This window comes from Halomarina pelagica, from assembly GCF_024228315.1.
Taxonomy (GTDB): domain Archaea; phylum Halobacteriota; class Halobacteria; order Halobacteriales; family Haloarculaceae; genus Halomarina; species Halomarina pelagica.
In genome coordinates, this window is the sequence record NZ_CP100455.1 from 482,517 (window position 1) to 501,568 (window position 19,052).

15 protein-coding genes are annotated in these 19,052 nt (G+C 67.4%); 6 read left to right on the forward strand and 9 right to left on the reverse strand.

All coding sequences use genetic code 11. The features are described 5' to 3' along the window. Positions 1-8: 8 nt before the first annotated feature. From NKI68_RS20815 to NKI68_RS20835, 5 genes are all read right to left on the reverse strand, one after another. Positions 9-1,160: an ABC transporter ATP-binding protein gene (locus NKI68_RS20815; RefSeq protein ID WP_254546662.1), complete on the reverse strand. Its 1,152-nt coding sequence runs from the start codon at positions 1,158-1,160 to the stop codon at positions 9-11. Positions 1,161-1,224: 64 nt separating this feature from the next. Continuing rightward, positions 1,225-2,352 carry an ABC transporter ATP-binding protein gene (locus tag NKI68_RS20820; RefSeq protein WP_303657490.1) on the reverse strand — a complete coding sequence of 376 codons (1,128 nt, stop codon included), beginning with the start codon at positions 2,350-2,352 and terminating at the stop codon, positions 1,225-1,227. Between the two features lies 1 nt (position 2,353). Next, a complete protein-coding gene (locus tag NKI68_RS20825) occupies positions 2,354-3,253 on the reverse strand; it encodes a carbohydrate ABC transporter permease (protein WP_254546663.1) in 900 nt (299 codons plus the stop codon). A 3-nt stretch (positions 3,254-3,256) separates the two neighbouring features. Next, positions 3,257-4,165, reverse strand: coding sequence for a carbohydrate ABC transporter permease (locus NKI68_RS20830; protein WP_254546664.1), 909 nt, complete (start codon positions 4,163-4,165; stop codon positions 3,257-3,259). A gap of 35 nt (positions 4,166-4,200) precedes the next feature. After that, complete coding sequence (locus NKI68_RS20835) at positions 4,201-5,586, reverse strand: ABC transporter substrate-binding protein (RefSeq protein ID WP_254546665.1); 1,386 nt, start codon at positions 5,584-5,586, stop codon at positions 4,201-4,203. Between the two features lie 155 nt (positions 5,587-5,741). Between NKI68_RS20835 and NKI68_RS20840 the strand changes: the two genes are divergently transcribed. After that, positions 5,742-6,845 (forward strand): TrmB family transcriptional regulator, encoded by a 1,104-nt coding sequence (locus NKI68_RS20840; protein WP_254546666.1) that lies wholly within the window; start codon positions 5,742-5,744, stop codon positions 6,843-6,845. A gap of 560 nt (positions 6,846-7,405) precedes the next feature. Here NKI68_RS20840 and NKI68_RS20845 read toward each other — a convergent pair. The 3 genes from NKI68_RS20845 to rdfA all read right to left on the reverse strand — a co-directional run bounded on the left by NKI68_RS20845 (position 7,406) and on the right by rdfA (position 10,735). Further along, positions 7,406-7,876 carry a helix-turn-helix domain-containing protein gene (locus tag NKI68_RS20845; protein WP_254546667.1) on the reverse strand — a complete coding sequence of 157 codons (471 nt, stop codon included), beginning with the start codon at positions 7,874-7,876 and terminating at the stop codon, positions 7,406-7,408. 166 nt (positions 7,877-8,042) lie between these two features. Next, complete coding sequence (locus NKI68_RS20850) at positions 8,043-9,989, reverse strand: archaea-specific SMC-related protein (protein WP_254546668.1); 1,947 nt, start codon at positions 9,987-9,989, stop codon at positions 8,043-8,045. 131 nt (positions 9,990-10,120) lie between these two features. Beyond that, positions 10,121-10,735: a rod-determining factor RdfA gene (gene rdfA / locus NKI68_RS20855; RefSeq protein ID WP_254546669.1), complete on the reverse strand. Its 615-nt coding sequence runs from the start codon at positions 10,733-10,735 to the stop codon at positions 10,121-10,123. A gap of 540 nt (positions 10,736-11,275) precedes the next feature. On the opposite strand from rdfA, the gene NKI68_RS20860 reads away from it, so the two are divergent. Further along, entirely contained in the window at positions 11,276-12,457 is a 1,182-nt protein-coding gene (locus NKI68_RS20860) for a M24 family metallopeptidase (protein WP_254546670.1), read from the forward strand. 85 nt (positions 12,458-12,542) lie between these two features. Then, a complete protein-coding gene (locus NKI68_RS20865; RefSeq protein WP_254546671.1) occupies positions 12,543-13,340 on the forward strand; it encodes an IclR family transcriptional regulator in 798 nt (265 codons plus the stop codon). Between the two features lie 46 nt (positions 13,341-13,386). On the opposite strand, the gene NKI68_RS20870 is transcribed toward NKI68_RS20865, so the two are convergent. Beyond that, positions 13,387-15,048 (reverse strand): aldehyde ferredoxin oxidoreductase family protein, encoded by a 1,662-nt coding sequence (locus NKI68_RS20870; RefSeq protein ID WP_254546672.1) that lies wholly within the window; start codon positions 15,046-15,048, stop codon positions 13,387-13,389. 219 nt (positions 15,049-15,267) lie between these two features. Here NKI68_RS20870 and NKI68_RS20875 point away from each other — a divergent pair, with 219 nt between their 5' ends. The 3 genes from NKI68_RS20875 to NKI68_RS20885 all read left to right on the forward strand — a co-directional run bounded on the left by NKI68_RS20875 (position 15,268) and on the right by NKI68_RS20885 (position 19,041). Beyond that, on the forward strand, positions 15,268-16,647 hold the full coding sequence (locus NKI68_RS20875) for an aspartate aminotransferase family protein (RefSeq protein ID WP_254546673.1): 1,380 nt from the start codon (positions 15,268-15,270) through the stop codon (positions 16,645-16,647). A gap of 72 nt (positions 16,648-16,719) precedes the next feature. Next, complete coding sequence (locus tag NKI68_RS20880; RefSeq protein ID WP_254546674.1) at positions 16,720-17,106, forward strand: Rid family detoxifying hydrolase; 387 nt, start codon at positions 16,720-16,722, stop codon at positions 17,104-17,106. A gap of 315 nt (positions 17,107-17,421) precedes the next feature. Continuing rightward, on the forward strand, positions 17,422-19,041 hold the full coding sequence (locus NKI68_RS20885) for a BCCT family transporter (protein WP_254546675.1): 1,620 nt from the start codon (positions 17,422-17,424) through the stop codon (positions 19,039-19,041). Positions 19,042-19,052: the final 11 nt, after the last annotated feature.

Here is a 19,052-nt window from a genome sequence, read left to right on the forward strand (position 1 = left end):
AACATCGGTTATTCGGGTGTCGATACGGGTCGGCGCTCGATGGACCGGGCGTCGAGCCCACGCGTCTTCAGTGCCGCACCGGAATCGGGATCGAAGAGGTACACGTCCGCGGGGTCGACGGAGACGCCGACCCTCTCGCCCGGCGTCGGATACACCGACGGCGGAACCCGCGCCGTGAGCGTCAGGTCGTCCGCCGAGAGGTGGACGAAGTTGTCGTTCCCCTGGTACTCAGAGACCACGACCGTCGCCTCGAACCGTCCCTCGCGAGGTGCGTCGTGGAGGTGGAGGTCCTCGGGCCGAAGGCCGACCCGGACGGGTGCGCCGTCGTCGATGGGAGCCGCGTCGGACGGGATCGTCGCGAACGCCGTCCCGTCGCACCGGAAGGCGAGTTCGTCGTCGGCCGCCGCGACGGTCGCGTCGAACGTGTTCATCGCCGGACTGCCGAGGAACGTCGCGACGAACTCGTTCGTCGGGTGGTCGTACGCCGTCTCCGGCGGATCGACCTGCTGGAGTTCGCCGTCGTTCATCACGGCGATCCGGTCGGCCATCGTCATGGCCTCCGTCTGGTCGTGGGTCACGTAGACGGTGGTCACGCCGAGGTCGGCCTGTATCCGCTGGAGTTCCGTCCGCATGCGCGAGCGGAGCTTCGCGTCGAGGTTGCTGAGCGGCTCGTCGAGCAGGAATACCGACGGATCGCGGACGATCGCCCGTCCGAGCGCGACCCGTTGTTTCTGTCCCCCGCTCATCTCGGCCGGCACGTCGTCGAGCAGGTCGACGATGTCGAGCAGGTCGGCGATCTCCTCGACCTTCCGTTCGCGCTCCCGCGCGCTCAGGTCGGTCGAGTGTTTCAAGCCGTAGGCCATGTTCTCCCGGGCGGTCATCTTCGTGTAGAGCGCGTAGCTCTGGAAGACCATCGCGATCGAGCGCTCGCTCGGCGCGAGGTCCTGCACCTCCCGTCCGTCGATCTCGATCGTCCCGGCCGTCACCGTCTCGAGTCCCGCGAGCATCCGCAGAGTGGTGGACTTCCCGCAACCCGAGGGACCGACGAGGACGACGAACTCCCCGTCGTCGACGCGGAGATCGAGGGAGTCGACCGCGGTCTCCCGGCCCTGTGCGTCGTCGTAGATCTTCGTCACGTCGTTCAGTTCGAGCGTCGCCATCACGTACACCTCCGTCGCCGACCGCTCTCGGTTCGCGGTTCCGCCACCGGCCGCCGGCGCTCGCTCATCGGATCGCCTCCCCGCTCGCGTCGAACGCGTGGAGTTCGCCGGCGTCGAAGGCGACCTCGACCGTCGCCCCCGGTGCCACCGACGCCGGTAGCTCGCGGAGCCGAGCGACGAAGGGTTCGCCCCCCCGCGTCAGCCCGAGTTCGTAGGCGTTGCCGAGCGGTTCGATCACCTCGACGGTGCACGCGAACGGTTCGCAGCGGTCCTCTGTCGCCCCCTCACCGTCTCGGTCGCTCACGAGGTGGACGTGCTCCGGGCGCACGCCGAGGGTCACCGCGGCCGCCGGGACCGACGCGCCGAGTTCGACGGGGTCGTCGGGGAACGCGCGCGCCCCCTCGTCGGCGTCGATCTCGAAGAAGTTCATCGGTGGATTCCCGATGAAGCCGGCGACGAACTCGTTGACGGGCCGCTCGTAGACCTCCTTCGGCGTGCCGACCTGCTGGAGTTCGCCGTCGGCCATCACCGCGATGCGGTCGGCGACGCTCATCGCCTCCTCCTGGTCGTGGGTGACGTAGACGGTCGTCGTCCCGAGGCGTTGCTGGAGTTCGCGTATCTCGAACCGGGTCTGGACGCGGAGTTTCGCGTCGAGGTTCGACAACGGTTCGTCCATCAGGAACGCCGTCGGTTCGCGGACGATCGTCCGGCCGACGGCGACGCGCTGGCGCTGCCCGCCCGACAGCTGACCGGGCTTCTTCTCGAGGAGGTCGGCGATCTCGAGGAGGTCGGCGACGTCCGCGATCTTCCGCTCGCGCTCCTCGGCGGAGAGATCCATCTTCCCCAGCGGGAACGCGAGGTTCTCCCGGACGGTCTTGTGGGGGTAGAGCGCGTAGCTCTGGAACACCATCGAGAGGTCGCGCTTCTGCGGGAGCGTCCGCGTGACGTCCTCGCCGCCGAGTTCGATCGTCCCGTCGGTCGGCGTCTCCAGCCCCGCGATCATCCGGAGCGTGGTCGACTTCCCGCAACCCGAGGGCCCGAGCAGGACGAGGAACTCGCCCGACTCGACCTCGAGTGTGAGCCCGTCGACGGCGACCAGCTCACCGTACTCCTTCCGGAGGCCGTCGAGGACGATGCCCGCGTCGTCCTCGTCCGATTCGACCGCCGCCTCCCGGTGGGTCTCTACCGCCACGCTACCCCTCCACCGACCCGAAGGTCAGTCCCTCGACCATGTACTTCTCTAAGTAGACGAACATGACGACGATCGGGATGCTGGTCATCAGCGACGCGGCCATGATCTGCCCCCACACCTGGTGGAACCCCGAGGAGAGGGCGTCGAGACCGATCGGCAGCGTGAAGTTGCTCTGCGTGCGCAGGAAGATGCTGGCGAAGAGGTACTCGTTCCAGGCGATCATGAACGTGTAGATGAACACGGCCACGATCGCCGGGGCGGAGAGCGGGAGCGTGATCCGGAAGACGACCTCGATCCGGGAGTAGCCGTCCATGATCGCCGCCTCCTCGATCTCCGGGGGCACGCTGCGGAAGTAGTTCCCGAGCATGTACAGCGAGACGGGAAGCGTCTGGACGAGGTACGTGATCACGAGGCTCGACGGTTTGTCGACCAGCCCCAGCCAGACGACGATCTGGAACAGCGGGACGACGAGCAGGATGCCCGAGAACATGTACACGAGGAGCACGCCCCGCGAGAACAGCCCCCGGCCGCGGTACTCGAGGCGGGCGAAGCTGTACGCGCCGAACGTGGCCACGAGCACCGACAGCCCGCCCGTGAGCAGCGAGATGATGAGGCTGTTCTTGAAGTAGGTGACGAAGGGGAACGTCTCGGGGCTGAACACGCTCTCGTAGTGGTCGAGCGTGAACTCCGTTGGGACGAGCGTCGGCGGGAGCGAGTAGATCGCGCTCTCCGGCATGAAACTCGTCACGACCATCCAGTAGAACGGGAACAGCGAGACGAGCAGGACGGTGCCGACCGCGAGGAGGAACACCGCCCGCTCCAGGGGGCTCGTCTCGATCCGCCCGCGTCCGAATGCGGCCCTGAACCCGTCGACCGTCGTAGTGAGTATCGTCTTCAGCATGGGTTACCACTCCAGAATCCAGGTGACGTAGAGCAGGACGAAGCCCATGAGCGCGAGGAACAGCACCATCGCGATGGCGGCCGCCTGCCCCTGGTTGTAGTTCGCGAACGCCGTCTGGTAGGCGTAGATCGGCAGCGTCTGGACCTGGCGCGTCAGGAGCCAGATGTCGGCGAACTTGTTGAAGTTCCAGATCCACCGCAGGAGGAACACCGTCCCGAGGACGTACTTGAGTTCGGGGAGCGTGATGTCCTTGAACTGCGCGAACCGACTCGCGCCGTCGATCTTCGCCGCCTCGTACATGTCCGCTGGGATCGCCTGCAGACGCGCGATGATCATCAGGAAGGCGAACGGGAAGTACCGCCAGGCGTCGAAGGCGACGACCGCCCACAGCGCCGTTCCGGCGTTGTTGAGCACGTCGAGCTGACCGATCCCGAGGCCGAGCAGGTCGCCCAGGACGTACGGGACGAGTCCGTACAGCGGATCCAGCAACCACTGCCAGATGTACGCGACCGCGATCAGCGGCGCGACGTAGGGGAGCAACATCAGCCCCCGGGCGATCCGCCGACCGCGAAACCGTCGGTTGAACAGCAGCGCGGCGCCGAGTCCGCCCGCGGTGGCGAGCGTGTCGCTGAAGAACGTGAACACGATCGTGTTCGTCAGCGCGTCCCAGAACGCGCCGCTCGACAGGAGCGTCCGGTAGTGGCGCAATCCCACCCAGGTCGGCGACTGCTCGGGCGAGATCGGCACCTGCGTGAAGCTCAGGTAGACGTTGTACGCGACCGGGTACAGGATGACCGCCCCGACGAGGAGGACCGCCGGCGCGACCAGCAGGTATCCGAGGATGGCCTCCTTCTGCTCGATCGTGTAGTCGCCCGACAGCAGGCCCGTCTTGGTCCGTGTCTGTGTAGCCATGGATGTCTCGTTCGCTGACGCGCTCCACGAGGGAGCTACTGCCCCACCACCCGACGCATCTCCTCCGCCTGTTCTCTCGCGACCGTCGCCGCGTCTTCGCCCCCGGCGACGCGGGAAACCGCCTCGGCGATGAGGTACTCGTTCGTGATCTTTCCGAGTTCGGGGAACGCTTTCCCCTCGACGTAGCCGAACCGTTCGATGTTCTCGAACGCGTCCGAGACGTCCTCAACGGTCGCACCCCACGCCTTCAGCGTCTCGTTGTCCTTGAACGCCTCGCTCCGGGCCGTCGGCTTGAGCACCGGGTTCATCCCCCCCGGTGCCATGTGGAGCCACTTGACGTACTGCTTCCCGGTCAGGAGGAACTCGGCGTACGTCTTCGCGGCGTCGAGCGCTTCCTTCGACGCGGAGCTGAAGAGGTTGAGCGCGACGATCTGGCCGAAGGAACTCCTGCGCTTCCGCTCGACGTAGGGCGAGAATCCGGTGTCCTCGACCATCTCGGTCCCCTTCCCGGCGACGTCACCCATGATGTACGTCGAGTACTCGATGAGGTGACACTGTCCGTTGAGGTAGGTGTGGTTCGCCGTCTTCCACGTGTCCTTACCCGGTGGCGTGTACTGCGCCAGCTTCCCGTAGAACTTGAGGGCCTCGATCATCTCCCGGCTGTCGAAGACGATCTCGCCCGCCTCGTCGAACACCCGCGCGCCGTTCGAGCGGGCGAACGGGGTGAAACACTGCCGGGCGAACGACGTCTTCTTCGTCCCCACGACGGTCCCGAACTGGTTCTCGTCCGGTCTGTGGAGCGTCTTCGCGGCGTTCAACAGGTCGTCCCAGGTCGTCGGCCCATCCAGGCCGTGCTCCTCAAGCACGCTCTTTCGGTACCAGAAGCCCTCCACCCAGCCGTGCATCGGCACCGCGTAGTGGCCGCCGTCGGGCGCTCTTGTCAGATCGAGCGCACCCTGATAGAACGTGTCCTCACCGACGGCACCGATCACGTCCGCGGCCGCCTGCTTCGAGAGGAGTCCGCCGCTCCCCAGCTTCTGCATGGGCGAGAGGCCGAACTCCGCGATCGCCGGGAGGGTGCCCGACGCGCGGGCGGAGGCGATGCGCGTCGGCAGGTCGTCCTCCTTCACCGCGATCATCTCGACGTTCGTCGGGTGGCCCGACTCGTAGCTCCGGATCAACTCCCTGATGACCTGCTTTCGGTCGTTCTCGACCTGCGTCGTCCAGAACGTGATCCGGGAGGTCCCGCCGCTTCCGCTCCCGTTTCCGTTTCCGGATCCCGATCCGTCGTTCGTTCCTCCCCCACCGCCGCCGTAGATGCCGTCCAGACACCCCGCCAGCGCGGTGACGGCGGCCGCACCGCCGATCCCCTCGAGGACGGTCCGCCGCGATACCGCCGGAGTCGTGGATTCCCGGGTCATGTCAGAGGTTCGCATCCACGTTCAGAGTAAAGGTATATAAATGTTGCTCTGTTAGTTGGTACTGCTGTGAACACGAGTGTCGACGGTCGTCGGAGGGTTCGAGCGGGGGCGGATCGGGCCGAGCCAGGCCGTAGCACCTGGAGGATTCGAAGCGAATGAACGAGGACGAGCTGTACGACGGGTTGAGGGAGGCGGGGCTGTCGAAGTACCAGATCAGGGCGTACGTCGCGCTCCTGGAACTGGGGACGGCCGCGGCGACGACGCTCGCCGAGGAAGCCGACGTGCCCCGGTCGCGTATCTACGACACCCTCCGCGACCTCGAGGAGCGGGGCTACGTCGAGACGTACGAACAGGACACGCTGCGGGCACGCGCTCGCGAGCCGACCGAGATCTTCGAGGAACTCCGAGAGCGGGCACGGGTGCTCGACGACACCGCCGAGGAGATCAGGGATCGATGGCAGCGCGCGAGCGTCGGGGGACACCGCATCAGCGTCCTCAAGCGAACCGAGACGGCCTTCGAGCGGGCGGAGTCGGCGATCCGCGAGGCCGAGAACCGCGTCCAGCTCTCCGTCACGCCCGAGCAGTTCGAACGGCTGCGCCCCGCGCTGTGCGACGCCATGCGCGACGGTCTGTTCGTCATGGTCTCGTTCAACACGTCGCCGGAGCGGCCGACCGAGCCGCCGGGCGACGAGGCGCTCCGGGGGGCGGTCACGGAGGCGCGACACCGCCACCTGCCCGCCCCGTTCGTCGCGCTCGTCGATCGGAGCGTCACCTGCTTCGCGCCGCACGTGCGTCCCGTCGGTCAGTACGGCGTCGTCTTCGAGGACGAGACGCTGACGTACATCTTCCACTGGTACTTCCAGGCGGCGCTCTGGGAATCGTGGCCGATCCTCTACACGACGCGCGACGACGGTCTCCCGGCCGAGTACGTCGACATCCGCGAGTGCATCCGCGACGTCGCCCCCCTGTTGGCCGACGGCGCTCACGTCACCGCTCGCGTTCGGGGCACGGAGGTCCGACGGCGCGAACCCTTCGACCGACGGGGCGAGATCGTCGACGCCCTCTACGCGACCGCGCCGGACGACGACCCGACGGCACCGCCGACGCTGTCCAGCCTGGCCGGTCAGGCCACGCTCGTTCTCGAAGCCGACGGCGAGGAGTACGGGATCGGCGGCTGGGGAGCGATCCTCGAAGACGTCGAGGCCCAGCGGGTGATCGTCGAGTCCATCGAGTTCCCCGACGACCGAGAGGCGACCTGACGGACGAGTCGGACTGTCCCGCTTCGGGCCGCCGTCGAACGACGTCTCCCGGATCGCGTCGGACGGCCACCTGCACCGCCCGTCGACCCCGGGGGTCGCCGACATCCTTTTTACAGGTGACACCGGCACCTCGACACCCCCCCGATCGGCGAAGGGTTCCGTCGCGTCACGCTAACGCGTCCCCGCCTTCGCGAGTGCGTTTACGGAAGACTATGGGTGAGCTTTCTCGCCCGTGAGGGCGGGGAGGATGTCGAGCCGGAACGCTATCCGATCACCGCCCTCGCTCATCGAGATGTTCGATCGGTGCCGCATAGAAGTAACTGCTCGCTATTTGGGATCGCCATCGGAACCTGTCCACCGACGTTTACGTCGAACACGTCTTACGTACCAGGTCCCGTCGAACGTCGAGGATTCACGTGGTTCGGGTGGCGATCGCCACCGATAATGTACGTTCTCTTATCAACCCGACATTCCGTCGAGGTGTGGATCCGCGTCCCCTACGCTCCCGTCCAGCGTGCGGAATTCTGCGCTCGTCCGAACGAGACCCGCACGGACGATGATTACGGCGGCATCCACCGGGTGTCGCCGCGTTTCGTCCGGCGGTATCGGAGCCCCGCCTCCTTCATCAGGCGTCGGCAACTCGGGATCGAGTAGTCCACGTCGAACCGGTCCCGGACGTGGTCGCGAACGAGCGCCGGCGTCCACGCCGGCGCGTCGTAGCCGGCGGCCTCCGGCGATTCGCGGAGCGTCCGTCGCAACTCGCGACACTGGTCGTCGGTGAGCTTGCGCGGTCTGCCGGAGCGGTGAGCGTCGTACACGACGCGATCCAGCGACTCGGCGTCGGCCTCCAGCCGCGTCAGCCAGCTGTAGATCGTCCGCCGTTCGACGTCGAACCACTCGGCGAGTTCCGTCTGCGTGACGCCGTGCTTGTAGGCGATCGCCGCGAACAACCGGCGAGCCGGGCGACTGTCGTCGAGTTCGTCGAGCGCCTGGCGAAGGGCCGCCGTCGAAACGTCGTCGAGGTGGTCCATACACTTCACGTGTGAGTACGGGAAGATAGTTCTAACCCTTAGTATCACTGTACTTTCCAGATTGTTCGATAACGTACGAATCTCCGGGCCCTGGACGGGTTTCGACGTCGGCCGCCCGGGATCCACCGTTACGGGATTCGATAACAGCGCTACGGGTGTTAATCCCTCAGATCTCGGTCACGCGGTGGTAGTCGCCGTCGAGCGCGGCGGCGTCCTCCTCGAGGAGCGCGACGACCAGGTAGTCCGCGTAGTCGGCGAAGTACTCGACGAGCGTGGCGATGCGGTCGGAGTCGATCGCCTCGAGGGAGTCGAGCAGCATGAACGGGCAGGTCTCGTACACCTCGTGGACCAGGTAGCCCGCCAGCGCGAAGATGAGGCCCGTCACCTCGCGCTCGGACTCGCTCAGGTGGTCGATCGTGTCCTCGTAGGCCGCACCCGACTCGGACGCCCGGATAACGTGCAGGTCGAACGACGCCTTGGTCACCTTTCGCCTGCCCTCGCGGACGTCCCGTTCGGTCCGCTCGATCCAGACGCGTTCGAGGTTCGAGTACTCGAGGATGTCGAGCACCGTCTCCATGTGGTCGTTGAACTCGTCGATCGCCCCCTCCTCGATCGTCTCGATCCGCGTGCGGAGGTCCGTGAGTTCGTGCTGGATCTCCTCGCGCTGGGCCTCGATCTGTTCGCGCTCGTCGAGTCGCCCCTCGATCGACTCGGTCTCGTCGTCGATGTCGTCGATGTCGCTCTCGATGCGGTCGATCTCGAACTCGAGCTGGTTCACCTGTTTGTGCAGGTCGAGCACCTCGCTGTAGTCGGTGCTCTCGAGTTCGTCGACCGCGGTCTCGAGGGACTCGATCTCCTCGTGTAGCTCGTCGCGCTTGGCCTCCAACTCCTCGATCCGCGCTTCGGTCTCCTCGATGTCGGACTCCAGCCTGTCGACCGTGCGCTCCAGTTGCTCGCGGCGCTGTCGCTCGCGCTCGAGCGTCCGCTTCTCGGACGTGAGGTCGTCCAGTTCCGACTCGACGTCCCTGACGTCCCCCACCTTGCGCTGAGACAGTTCGCGGAGGCGATCGACCGTCCCCTCGATCTGGTCGGCGTCGACCTCCGAGCCGCACGTCCAGCACGTGACCGTCTCGTCCGCGAGGAGCTGATCCGTCACCGCCCCGTCGGTCGATCCGTCGTCGGCGTTCAGCGCCTCGAACACCTCGCTGTTCGCCTCCTCCAGCAGGTCCTGGTTGAACTGGATGATGTTCTGGAGGTCGCTGATGTCCGCCTCCAGACGCTGCTTTCGCTCCCGGAGCGTGCGGATCTCGGATTCGATGTCGGCCACGTCGCCCGCGGGGGTCTCAGAGAGGTCCTCGAGATCGCTCTCCGCGTCGTCCCTGTCCGCTCGCAGGGACTTCAGGCGCTCCTGCTGCGTGTCGATGTCGTAGCGGACGTCCTCGAGCCGCGAGCGCGTGTCCCGAAGCTCGTCGAACTTCGCCTCGAGTTCCGATTTCTCCTCTCGCGTCTCCTCGACGTCCTGGTCCGCCGCCTCGAGTTCCGCCTGCGTTTCCTCGAGTTCCTCGCGCTTGTCCTCGAGGCGCTGTTCGAGACGCGTCCGCTCCTCCTCGAGTTCCGGCAGGCGCTCGTCGAGCCCCTCGAGTTCGTCGAGTTCCTGCGACAGCTGACGCTTCTCAGCCTCGAGTTGCTCGATCTCGGCCTGCAACTGGTCCGTGTCGACCGGTCGCATGATGATGTCGCGCAGGTCGTCCTGCCGCGCGACGGCCAGCCGCGCCTCGTTGGATTCGAGCAGGAACGCGAAGAGGTCCGCGACGTCGGCGTCGTCGAGATACGGGTCCCCGCTGAAGCTGAGCGAACTACCGGTCCGCGAGAGCTGTCTCGTGTACGTCTCGTCGCCCATCGTCAGCTCGACCGATCCCTCCTCCGCGTCGCCCTTGAGCGACGCGCGATCGCTGCCGCACGCGGCCATGATCGCCTGAAGGAGCGACGTTCGATTCGTCGCGTTTCGCCCCGAGAGAACGCTCACGCCCGGTGTCAGCGACACCGACGTCGCTTCGATACCTCCTATGTTTCGAACATCGAGGTCGACAGCGGCCTCGGTCTGTTGCTCCATGGGTACCGTGACTGCCGAGACGTACTTAAGTGCACCGAAAGGGGGTAACCCCTCACGGCGATCGAGGCCGGCCAGCGTACGCTCAGCGCGCGTTCCGGGCGGAGACGGACGGATGCGGATCGTCCCGAGACTCACTCCCCGCAGTTACACCCCCCCGCCGCGAGCAACTCGTTCACCGTGTACTGCGTGTTGCAGTCCTCGCAGTAGATGCGGATGTCGACCATCGTCCGAAACGAGCCGAGATTCAGCTGTTCGGCGGACCGGAGCTGTTCCAACTGGCTCTCTGTGACCGTGGACGTTCGCCCGGCGAGCTTTTCGAGTCGCTGTCTGACCTTCTCGCGCTGGCTGCGCTCGTCTTTGACGCGCTCCGCCTCGCGATACTTAAGCAGGTACGTCCGGATCGCCTGATACGACACGAAGTCCCGCTGTAGCTCCTCGGGATCGATCCCGGCGCGCTCCAGTCGTCGCTCGATCTGGATGCGCGAGGCGGAACTCACCTCGTCGTCGGTCAGGAGCCGATAGAGGTTGTCGAGTTCCTCGTCGACGGTGTCCATCCCGGCGTCCGCCAGCGCGGCCTCCAGCGCCCGCTTGTTGAACCACGCGGCGAGATCCCGGAGGCTCCACCGGTCGTCCACCCGCGTCCACCGGACCTCGAGTTCGGCACCGACGCCGTCGAGGCCGTACTTCTCGATGGTCCGTTTGACCTTCGGTCGAAGCCCCGAAGCGTTCGTTCCTGAATTTGACATACGATACGTTCGCGTTCATGGGATAAAACCGTTCGGCTCTCGCGCCGCGCCGACGATCCTTCGGACGACCGCCGCGGTCCTAACAAATATATCCCTGTTATCTCGTCTCGCCCGCGATCGGATCGGCGAGCCCCGAGAACGCGGGTTCGCCGGGGCGGAAGGGATCGACTCGCCATTTAACCGTTCGGCCTTCCGGAATAGAGGTCTCCGACGGTTCGAGAACGAGAGCGTCGACCGTCGAGACGGGGGATGAACGACGCCGCAGTACGACGCCGTTCCGGACAGCCGAACGGTTACCACGCGCAACCGCACGTCCTCCCTCTTCCGCCCTCCCGGAGAGGAGGAGGATCCGGGTCGTCGGGGCCGAACCGCCCCGACGACTATGATTAATCGTGAAGGTATGGTATAACCGTCCGGCTCTCGCGAACCGTTAAGCGGTGAGGGGAGTCGCCGCCCTCGGCGAGCGTCCGCGGAGCACGACCGGGCCAGACCCCGGCGGGGCGGGGAGGATTTATGGGGGCCGTCCGAGAGGGGAGTGGTATGGGTCAGCTAGTCAGGCGACCGTTCGACGACGCGGAGTACCGGGAGCGACTCCGAGAGACGCAGCTGCGCATGGGAGAACGCGGCCTCGACGTCCTCCTCCTCACCGATCCGGCGAACGTCTACTACCTCTCGGGGTACGACGCCTACTCCTTCTACACCCCCCAGATCCTGATCGTCACGGCGGAGTCGGCACAGCCGGTCGGCGTGTGGCGCGAGCAGGACTACCGGTGTGCGACGGAGACGACGTGGCTCGACGACGAGAACGTCCTCCTCTACACGGACGACTACGTCGACGCCGAACGCCACCCCATGGAGTTCGTCGCGGACCTCCTGCGCGACCGGGGCGACGCCGGGACGACCGTCGGCGTCGAGATGGACGCGTACTACCTCTCGGCGCGGGCGTACCGCGCGCTCCATCGGGCGCTCCCCGAGGCGACCCTGCGCGACGCGACCGGGCTCGTGAACGGCGTCCGCCTCGTCAAGAGCGACCGGGAGGTCGACTACCACCGCCACGCCGGGAAGATCGCCGAGCGGGCGATGCGGGTCGGCGTCGAGGCCATCGACGTCGGCGTCAGACAGTCCGAGGCCGCGGGTGCCGTGTACGACGCGCTCCTCTCGGGGACGGCGGAGACCGGCGGCGACTACCCCGCCATCGTCCCGCTCATGCCCTCGGGTCGGGGCACGGGATCGCCGCACCTCACGTGGACCGACGAGGCGTACGAGGCGGGCGAACCGGTCATCCTCGAACTCGCTGGCGTCGTGAACCGCTACCACTCGCCGCTCGCGCGCACGATGTTCCTCGGGGAACCGCCGGCGGAGGCCCGGGAGGCCGCGGCGGTCATCGTCGAGGGGTTGGAGGCGGCGCTGGACGCGGTCGAACCGGGGGTCACCTGCGAGGCGGTCGAGCGGGCCTGGCGCGAGCGGATCGAGGGGACGCGCGTCGAGAAGGAGTCGCGCATCGGCTACTCCACGGGCATCGGCTACCCGCCGACGTGGATCGAACGGACGGCGAACATCCGCCCCGGCGACGAGACGGTCCTGGAGGAGAACATGGTGTTCCACCTGATCCCCGGCGTCTGGTTCGACGACTACGGCATCGAGATCAGCGAGTCGTTCCGCGTCACCGGCGACGGCGCGGAGACGTTCGCCGACTTCCCGCGCGAACTCATCGTGAAGTAGTGAGGTCGGGAACGCCGCGCGAGGTCGACGACGCCCTGGCCGCCTCGGAGATACTACTTTAGGGTCGGCCAACCGAATACGGCGCATGGTAGCAACCGACCCGTCGCCGGGGCTCAGGACGACCGCCATCTCGCTCCAGCTAGTGGACCACATCCTCGAACTCGAAGGTGCCAGCCTGGCCGAACTCGCGGAGGTCTCCGGGCTGGCGAAGAGCACCGTCCACAGCCACCTCACCACGCTCGCCGCGTACGGCTACGTCGTCAACGAGGACAACCGCTACCACCTCGGCGCGAAGTTCTGTCACCTCGGCGACTACGTGCGGACGCGAAAGGAGTACTACCGCATCGCCGAGGAGGCCGTCTCGCGGCTCGCCGCGGAGTCGACCCTGGACGCCGACTTCACCGTCGAGGAGCACGGCCGCGTCGTCTCGCTGTACGGCAACCTCGACTTCGCTAACTCCCCGCGGTTCCTGATCGACGGGAGCCCATTCCACGTCCACACCACCGCGTCCGGGAAGGCGATCGTCGCCCAGTACGACGAGGAGCGCGTCCGGGAGATCGTCGACCGCTGGGGCCTGCCGGCCGCGACCGAGCACTCGATCACGACGCGGGCCGAGCTGTTCGCCGAACTGGAGCGGGTCCGGGAACAGGGGTACGCAGAGAACCGGGAGGAGGCCATCGGCGGGCTGTGGGCCGTCGGGAAGGCCGTGACGTCGCCCCGCGGGGAGGTGTACGGCTCGCTCAACCTCAGCGGGCCGGCCTACGCGGTCGACGAGGAGACGAAGGCGGTGCAGGTCGAACTGCTCGAACGGGCGGTCGAGTCGTTCGAGCGCGAGATCAGGGAGATGTACCGAGCGCCGTCGGCGACCGACGAGGGGGCGTGAGCCACCTCGGTCGATCAGTCGATCAGTCGATCAGTCGATCAGTCGATCAGGCCGGCACGGCCTCCTCCGGGACCACGCCCGCCTCCGTCCACCCCCGGATGTCGTAGTACTCGTCGATCGCCGCGTCGAGCCCCTCGATCCCGTAGGGGAGGACGTCGTCCGCGCGATCGAACCCGCGCTCGTTGTTGAAGTGGCGCTCGAGCGTGACGACCCGACTCCCGACCGCGAGGAGGTCCTCGAAGTCCGCGCCGAACAGCGCCTCGTAGCGCTCGGGAGTCATGTAGTCCCGGGAGAACTTACAGACGATCCCGCTGTCGTTGAGCGCCATCAGGTTCTCCTTCTCGATCAGTCGCCGGGGCTTTCCCTCCAGTCCGACCGGGTCCATGGCGTCCGACTCGTCGACGAGCGGGTACTCCTGGGCGTAGAAGACCGCGTACATGTGGTCCGCCCCCCGGTTCGCCACCGCGTAGGAGAGCGCCTGGCCGTGGAGGACGCGCCCCTCGTGGGCGGCGAAGTCGAGTCCCTTCACGGTCCAGTTCTCCACGCCGAGGTCGTCGTGGACGCGGGCGATCCCCTCGGCGAGCGCGTCGCCGACCCCCTCGCGGCGGGCGATCTTCCCGACGAGGTCGTGTATCAGGTCCGCGTTACCGAACTCGTCCTCGCTCGCGAGGTACGCGGCGATGGTGTTTCCCGCCGAGATGGCGTCGAGCCCGTACCGATCGCAGAGTTCGTTCGACCGCATCACCTCGACGACGTCGTCGACGCCGGCGTTCGACCCGAACGCCATCGCGACCTCGAACTCCGGGCCCTCGGTCTCGACGCCCGCCGCCTCGTCGCGCGTCGGAAGCTTGCACGCGAACGCGCAGGCCGAACACGTCCCCTTCTTGTACTTCTTCTCCTCGACGGCGTCGCCGTTGATGCCCTCGACGCCCGCGAACTGCTGTTCGGAGAAGTAGTAGGAGGGTAGACCGTTCACCTCGTTCGCGAGGTCCATCACCGCGACCGTCCCCTGGCGCTTCATGATGTGGTCGTCGGTAGCGGCCTCGCGGTGGATCTCCATCTGCGTCGCCGGGATCTCGATCTCGGGCGCGGAGTCGCCGCCGAAGGTGAGCGCCTTCACGTTCTTCGCGCCGAGGACGGCACCGAGGCCGCCGCGACCGAACGCCCGCTCCCCGCTGGTCATGATCGAGGCGAAGCGGACGCGGTTCTCGCCGGCCGGACCGACGACGGCCGTCTGATCCGCGCCGATACCGTGCTCGGCGTCGAGGTAGGAGAGGGTCTCGGGGACGGTCGCGCCTTCGAGGTCGGGTACCGGTTCGAACTCGACGCCCTCGTCGGTGACGTGGACGACGACGAGGTCGTCGCTCGCGCCGACGAGTTCGACCGCCGCGTACCCGGTGTCAGCGAAGTTCCGCGAGAGGAACCCGCCGGCGTTCGACGAGAGCAGGCCGTCGGTCAGCGGCGAGACTGCGGTGCAGTTCGTCCGCCCCGTGAAACTCATGTTCGACGCCTGCATCGGCCCCGTCGCGAAGTAGAGGCGGTTCTCCGGGCCGAAGGGATCGGCGTCGAACGGGATGCGGTCGTGGGCGAGCCTCGTCGCGACGCCCCGGCCGCCGACGTACGACTCGAGCACGTCGTCTATCGCCTCGGTCCGCGTCTCCCGCGCCCCCACGTCCACCGTGAGCAGTCGACCTTGCGTGTGTAGCATTGGCGTGAGCGTCGTCCGCGAACCGTCAAATCGGTTGCGGTTCACGCGCCGATCGCGGTTCACGACTGCGGTTCACGACTGCGGTTCACGACTGCGGTTCGCGCACCCGCGGGACGGACCGCGGTTCGCCATCCCCGCGTCGACGGGTGTGGCCCCTGCGTCCATCCGCCGCGGGAGTCGTGGACAAACTATTTACGACTGTTTCTCATGCTCTCGGACATGGCCGCAGGCCCACCGATAGACGAACTCCACTACGACGACGCGCCGAGCGTGGACGCGGTTCCTGGTCCGAAGTCCCGTGCGCTACTGGAGAAACAGCGGCGGATCGACAGCAGCGCGGTCGCGTACCCCGAGGACCTCCCGATCGCGTTCGAGGAGGGGAGGGGCGCGACGGTCCGCGACGTCGACGGCAACACGTTCATCGACATGTTCGCCGGCATCGGCGTGCTCAACGTCGGCCACGCGAACCCCTACGTGCTGGAGGCGGTCCACGAACAGGCGGACAAGCTCGTCCACACGGTCGACTTCCCGACCGAGGCGCGCCTCGAACTCATCGAGGCGCTCGACGGGATCGCCCCCGGCGACCTCCGGGGGAACAACCGGGTCGTCTTCGGCGGGCCGACCGGGAGCGACGCCGTCGAGGCGTCGATCAAGCTCGCCAAGCACAACACGGGCGGGACCGGTCTCATCGCCTTCCGCGGCGCGTACCACGGCGCGACCAGCGGCGCGATGAGCCTCACCGGCAATAAGGGGTTCAAGGGGCGCTACGCGCCCCTGCTCTCGGACGTGGTTCACGCCCCCTACCCGAACTCGATCGAGATGGACAAGGACCCCCAGGAGGCGGTCGATCACTCGCTCGAGGAGGTGCAGGCCATCCTCGAGGACCCGTACGGAGGCCTCGCGAACCCGGCCGGCATCTTCGTCGAGCCCATCCAGGGCGAGGGCGGCGTCGTCGTCCCCCCCGAGGGGTTCCTCCGGGGGCTGCGCGACCTCGCGGACGACAACGGCGTCCCGCTCGTGTTCGACGAGATCCAGAGCGGCCTCGGTCGCTCCGGCCAGTGGTGGGCCTGCGAGTGGGACGGCGTCACGCCCGACGTGATGACGTCCGCGAAGGCGCTGGGCGGGACCGGCTTCCCCCTCTCGGCGACGATCTACCGCGAGGACCTGGACACGTGGGGTTCCGGCGACCACGCCGGCACCTACCGCGGCCACGTCGTCGCGATGCGCGCCGGCACCCGCGCGATCGAGTACGTCCGCGAGCACGACCTGCTGGCGCACGCCCGCGAGGTCGGGTCGTACCTCCGGACGCGCCTCGAAGAGGCCGCCGACGGCAACCCGCGCGTCGTCGACGTGCGCGGGCGGGGCCTGTTCGTCGGCGCGGAGTTCGTCGACGCCGACGGCGCTCCGGACGACGACGCGGCCGACGCCGTCCAGGACTACTGCTTCGAGCGCGGCGTCCTCGTCTGGAAGGCGGGACGGCACGGGAACGTCCTCCGCCTGCTCCCGCCGCTCGTGCTCACGGAGGACCTGGCCGAGACAGCGATGGACGTCGTGGTCGACGCCGTGGAGTCCGTCACCGCGGGGACACGGCGGGTCTGAACGGGCCGGTCCTACCCCTCGCACCGACTGAAACCATCCAACTGAAACCGTCCAACCGAACCACCCGAACACATGCCGACGAAGCGAATCACCACCGACGAGGCACCGCGCAACGACAACCCGTACTCGCAGGGGGTCAGAGCCGGCGACGCGCTGTACGTCTCCGGCTTCGGACCCGTCGATCCGGAGACGGGCGAGGACGTCGAGGGCGACGTTCGGAGCCAGACCGAGCGGGTGCTCGACAACGTCGCCGCCGTCGTCTCCGAGGCGGGCGGCGACGGCCTGGCGGACGTGGTCACGGTGACGGTCTATCTCACCGACCTGGACGACTACGACCGCGTCAACGAGGCCTACGGCGCGGCGTTCCCGGGCGACCCGCCCGCCAGGGCGTGCGTCGAGGTGTCGCGACTGCCCGGCGACGTCCGCGTCGAGATGGACGCCGTCGCCCACCTCGGCTGACGTCGAGCGCCCCGATCGTCACCTCTCGCTCATCGACCTCGACCGTCGACCTCGACCGTCCGGAGCAGCGAACGGTCTTCGGGACCGTGACGCCGTTCACCGTAACCTTTATCCATCTCATTCGCGATGCACGTGACGTACGGCACCGAACGACACGGTAACGGAGGGTACGTCCATGACTCACACGAATCACGACGCAGGCGGACGGACGGGGGTACAGCGCGCGAGCCGATCACGGGGGGCAGACGGCGGACGGAGCCGTCCGGACGGGTCGATCCGTTCGGCCGCCCCGCGCCGGGGGCGGGGTGATCGCCCGTGAGCCTCTCCGACGGGGACGGACCCGTCGCGGAGTTCGTCGACGAGATCGAGCCGACGGTGTTCGGCTTCGGGGCGGCGATCACGCTCCTGTTCGTCGCCGCCTTCGCGCTGAGTCCCGACACGGCGTACAGGCTCGTCGACGGCCTCCGGGTGTGGATCCTGGCGCAGTTCAACTGGTTCTTCCTCGTCGTCATGCTCGGGTTCGTGCTCTTTCTCGGGTTTCTCATCTTCGGCCCCTGGGGGAACCTGCGGCTGGGAGAGGAGGATCCGGAGTACAGCTACCTGTCGTACTTCGCGATGATGTACTCCGCCGGGCTGGCGGCGGGGATCGTCTTCTGGGGCCCGGCCGAGGCGCTGTTTCACTACTCGACGGTCCCGCCGCTGTACGACGCGCAGGCGAAGACGGCGGCGGCGATGCCGATCGCGGTCCAGTACACCCTGTTCCACTGGAGTCTCACCCAGTGGTCCTGCTTCACCGTCATGGGACTGGGGATCGGGTACTACGTCTACAACTACGACGCCCCGCTCCGCGTCTCGGCGGTGCTGACGCCGATCGTCGGCGCGGAGAACGTCGACGGCTGGCTCGGGAAGGTCGTCGACGTGCTCGCGGTGTTCGCGACGATCGGCGGCGTCGCGACGTCGCTCGGCTTCATCGGGAGCCAGTTCATCACCGGGCTCCAGTTCCAGTGGGGCATCCGGCTCGGCGACGTCGGAACGATCCTCGTCATCACCGGGATGACGGTCATCTTCACCGTCTCGCTGGTCCTGGGCGTCGACCGCGGGATCCGGCGGCTCTCGAACTTCAACATGGTCGTGTTCCTCCTGCTGATGGGTGCCACGCTGCTCTTCGGTCCCACGGTCCGGATCCTCGAACTCGGGACGCAGGCGATGGGCGGGTTCGTCGGCGACTTCTTCGAGATGAGCCTGTTCACCCACTTCACCGGCGGCGGCGAGTGGGCGAACGCCTGGACGGTCTTCTACTGGCTCTGGCCGCTCGCGTGGTCGCCGTTCGCCGGCCTGTTCATCGCCCGCATCTCGCGCGGCCGGAGCGTCCGCGAGGTCGCGTTCGCCGGCATCGGCGCGACCTCGATGGCGACGATCCCGTGGTTCGTGATCGTCGGCGGGTCGGCCGTCATCATGCAGAACACCGGAGCCGCGAACGTCCTCGGCCCCGTCACGGAGTACGGCGAGGCGGTCTCGGGCTACGTCCTCTTCGGATCGCTCCCGGTCGTCGGGAACGCCCTCCTGTTCGTCTTCCTGATCCTCGTGACGACGTTCTTCGTCACGTCGGCCGACTCCTCGACGCTCGCGGTCTCGATGATGACGACCGGCGGGGAGGAGCACCCCTCCTCGATCAACCGCGTCTTCTGGGCGGTGCTCCAGGGGGCGGTCGCGTCGATCCTGATGGTCATCGGCGGCGTCCGCGCGCTCCAGTCCGCGGCGATCATCACCGGCGCGCCGTTCGCGGTCGTCTGTCTCGTCGCGGTGCTCGGCCTCGTCAAGACCTTCCGGGAGGAGTACGGGAGCGTCCTGCTTCAGGATCGGACGACGCTCATCGGGTCGACGAGCAGGGGCGAGACGCAGGTGAGCCCCACTCGCTCGGCCGACGACGACTGAGGGCGCTCGAC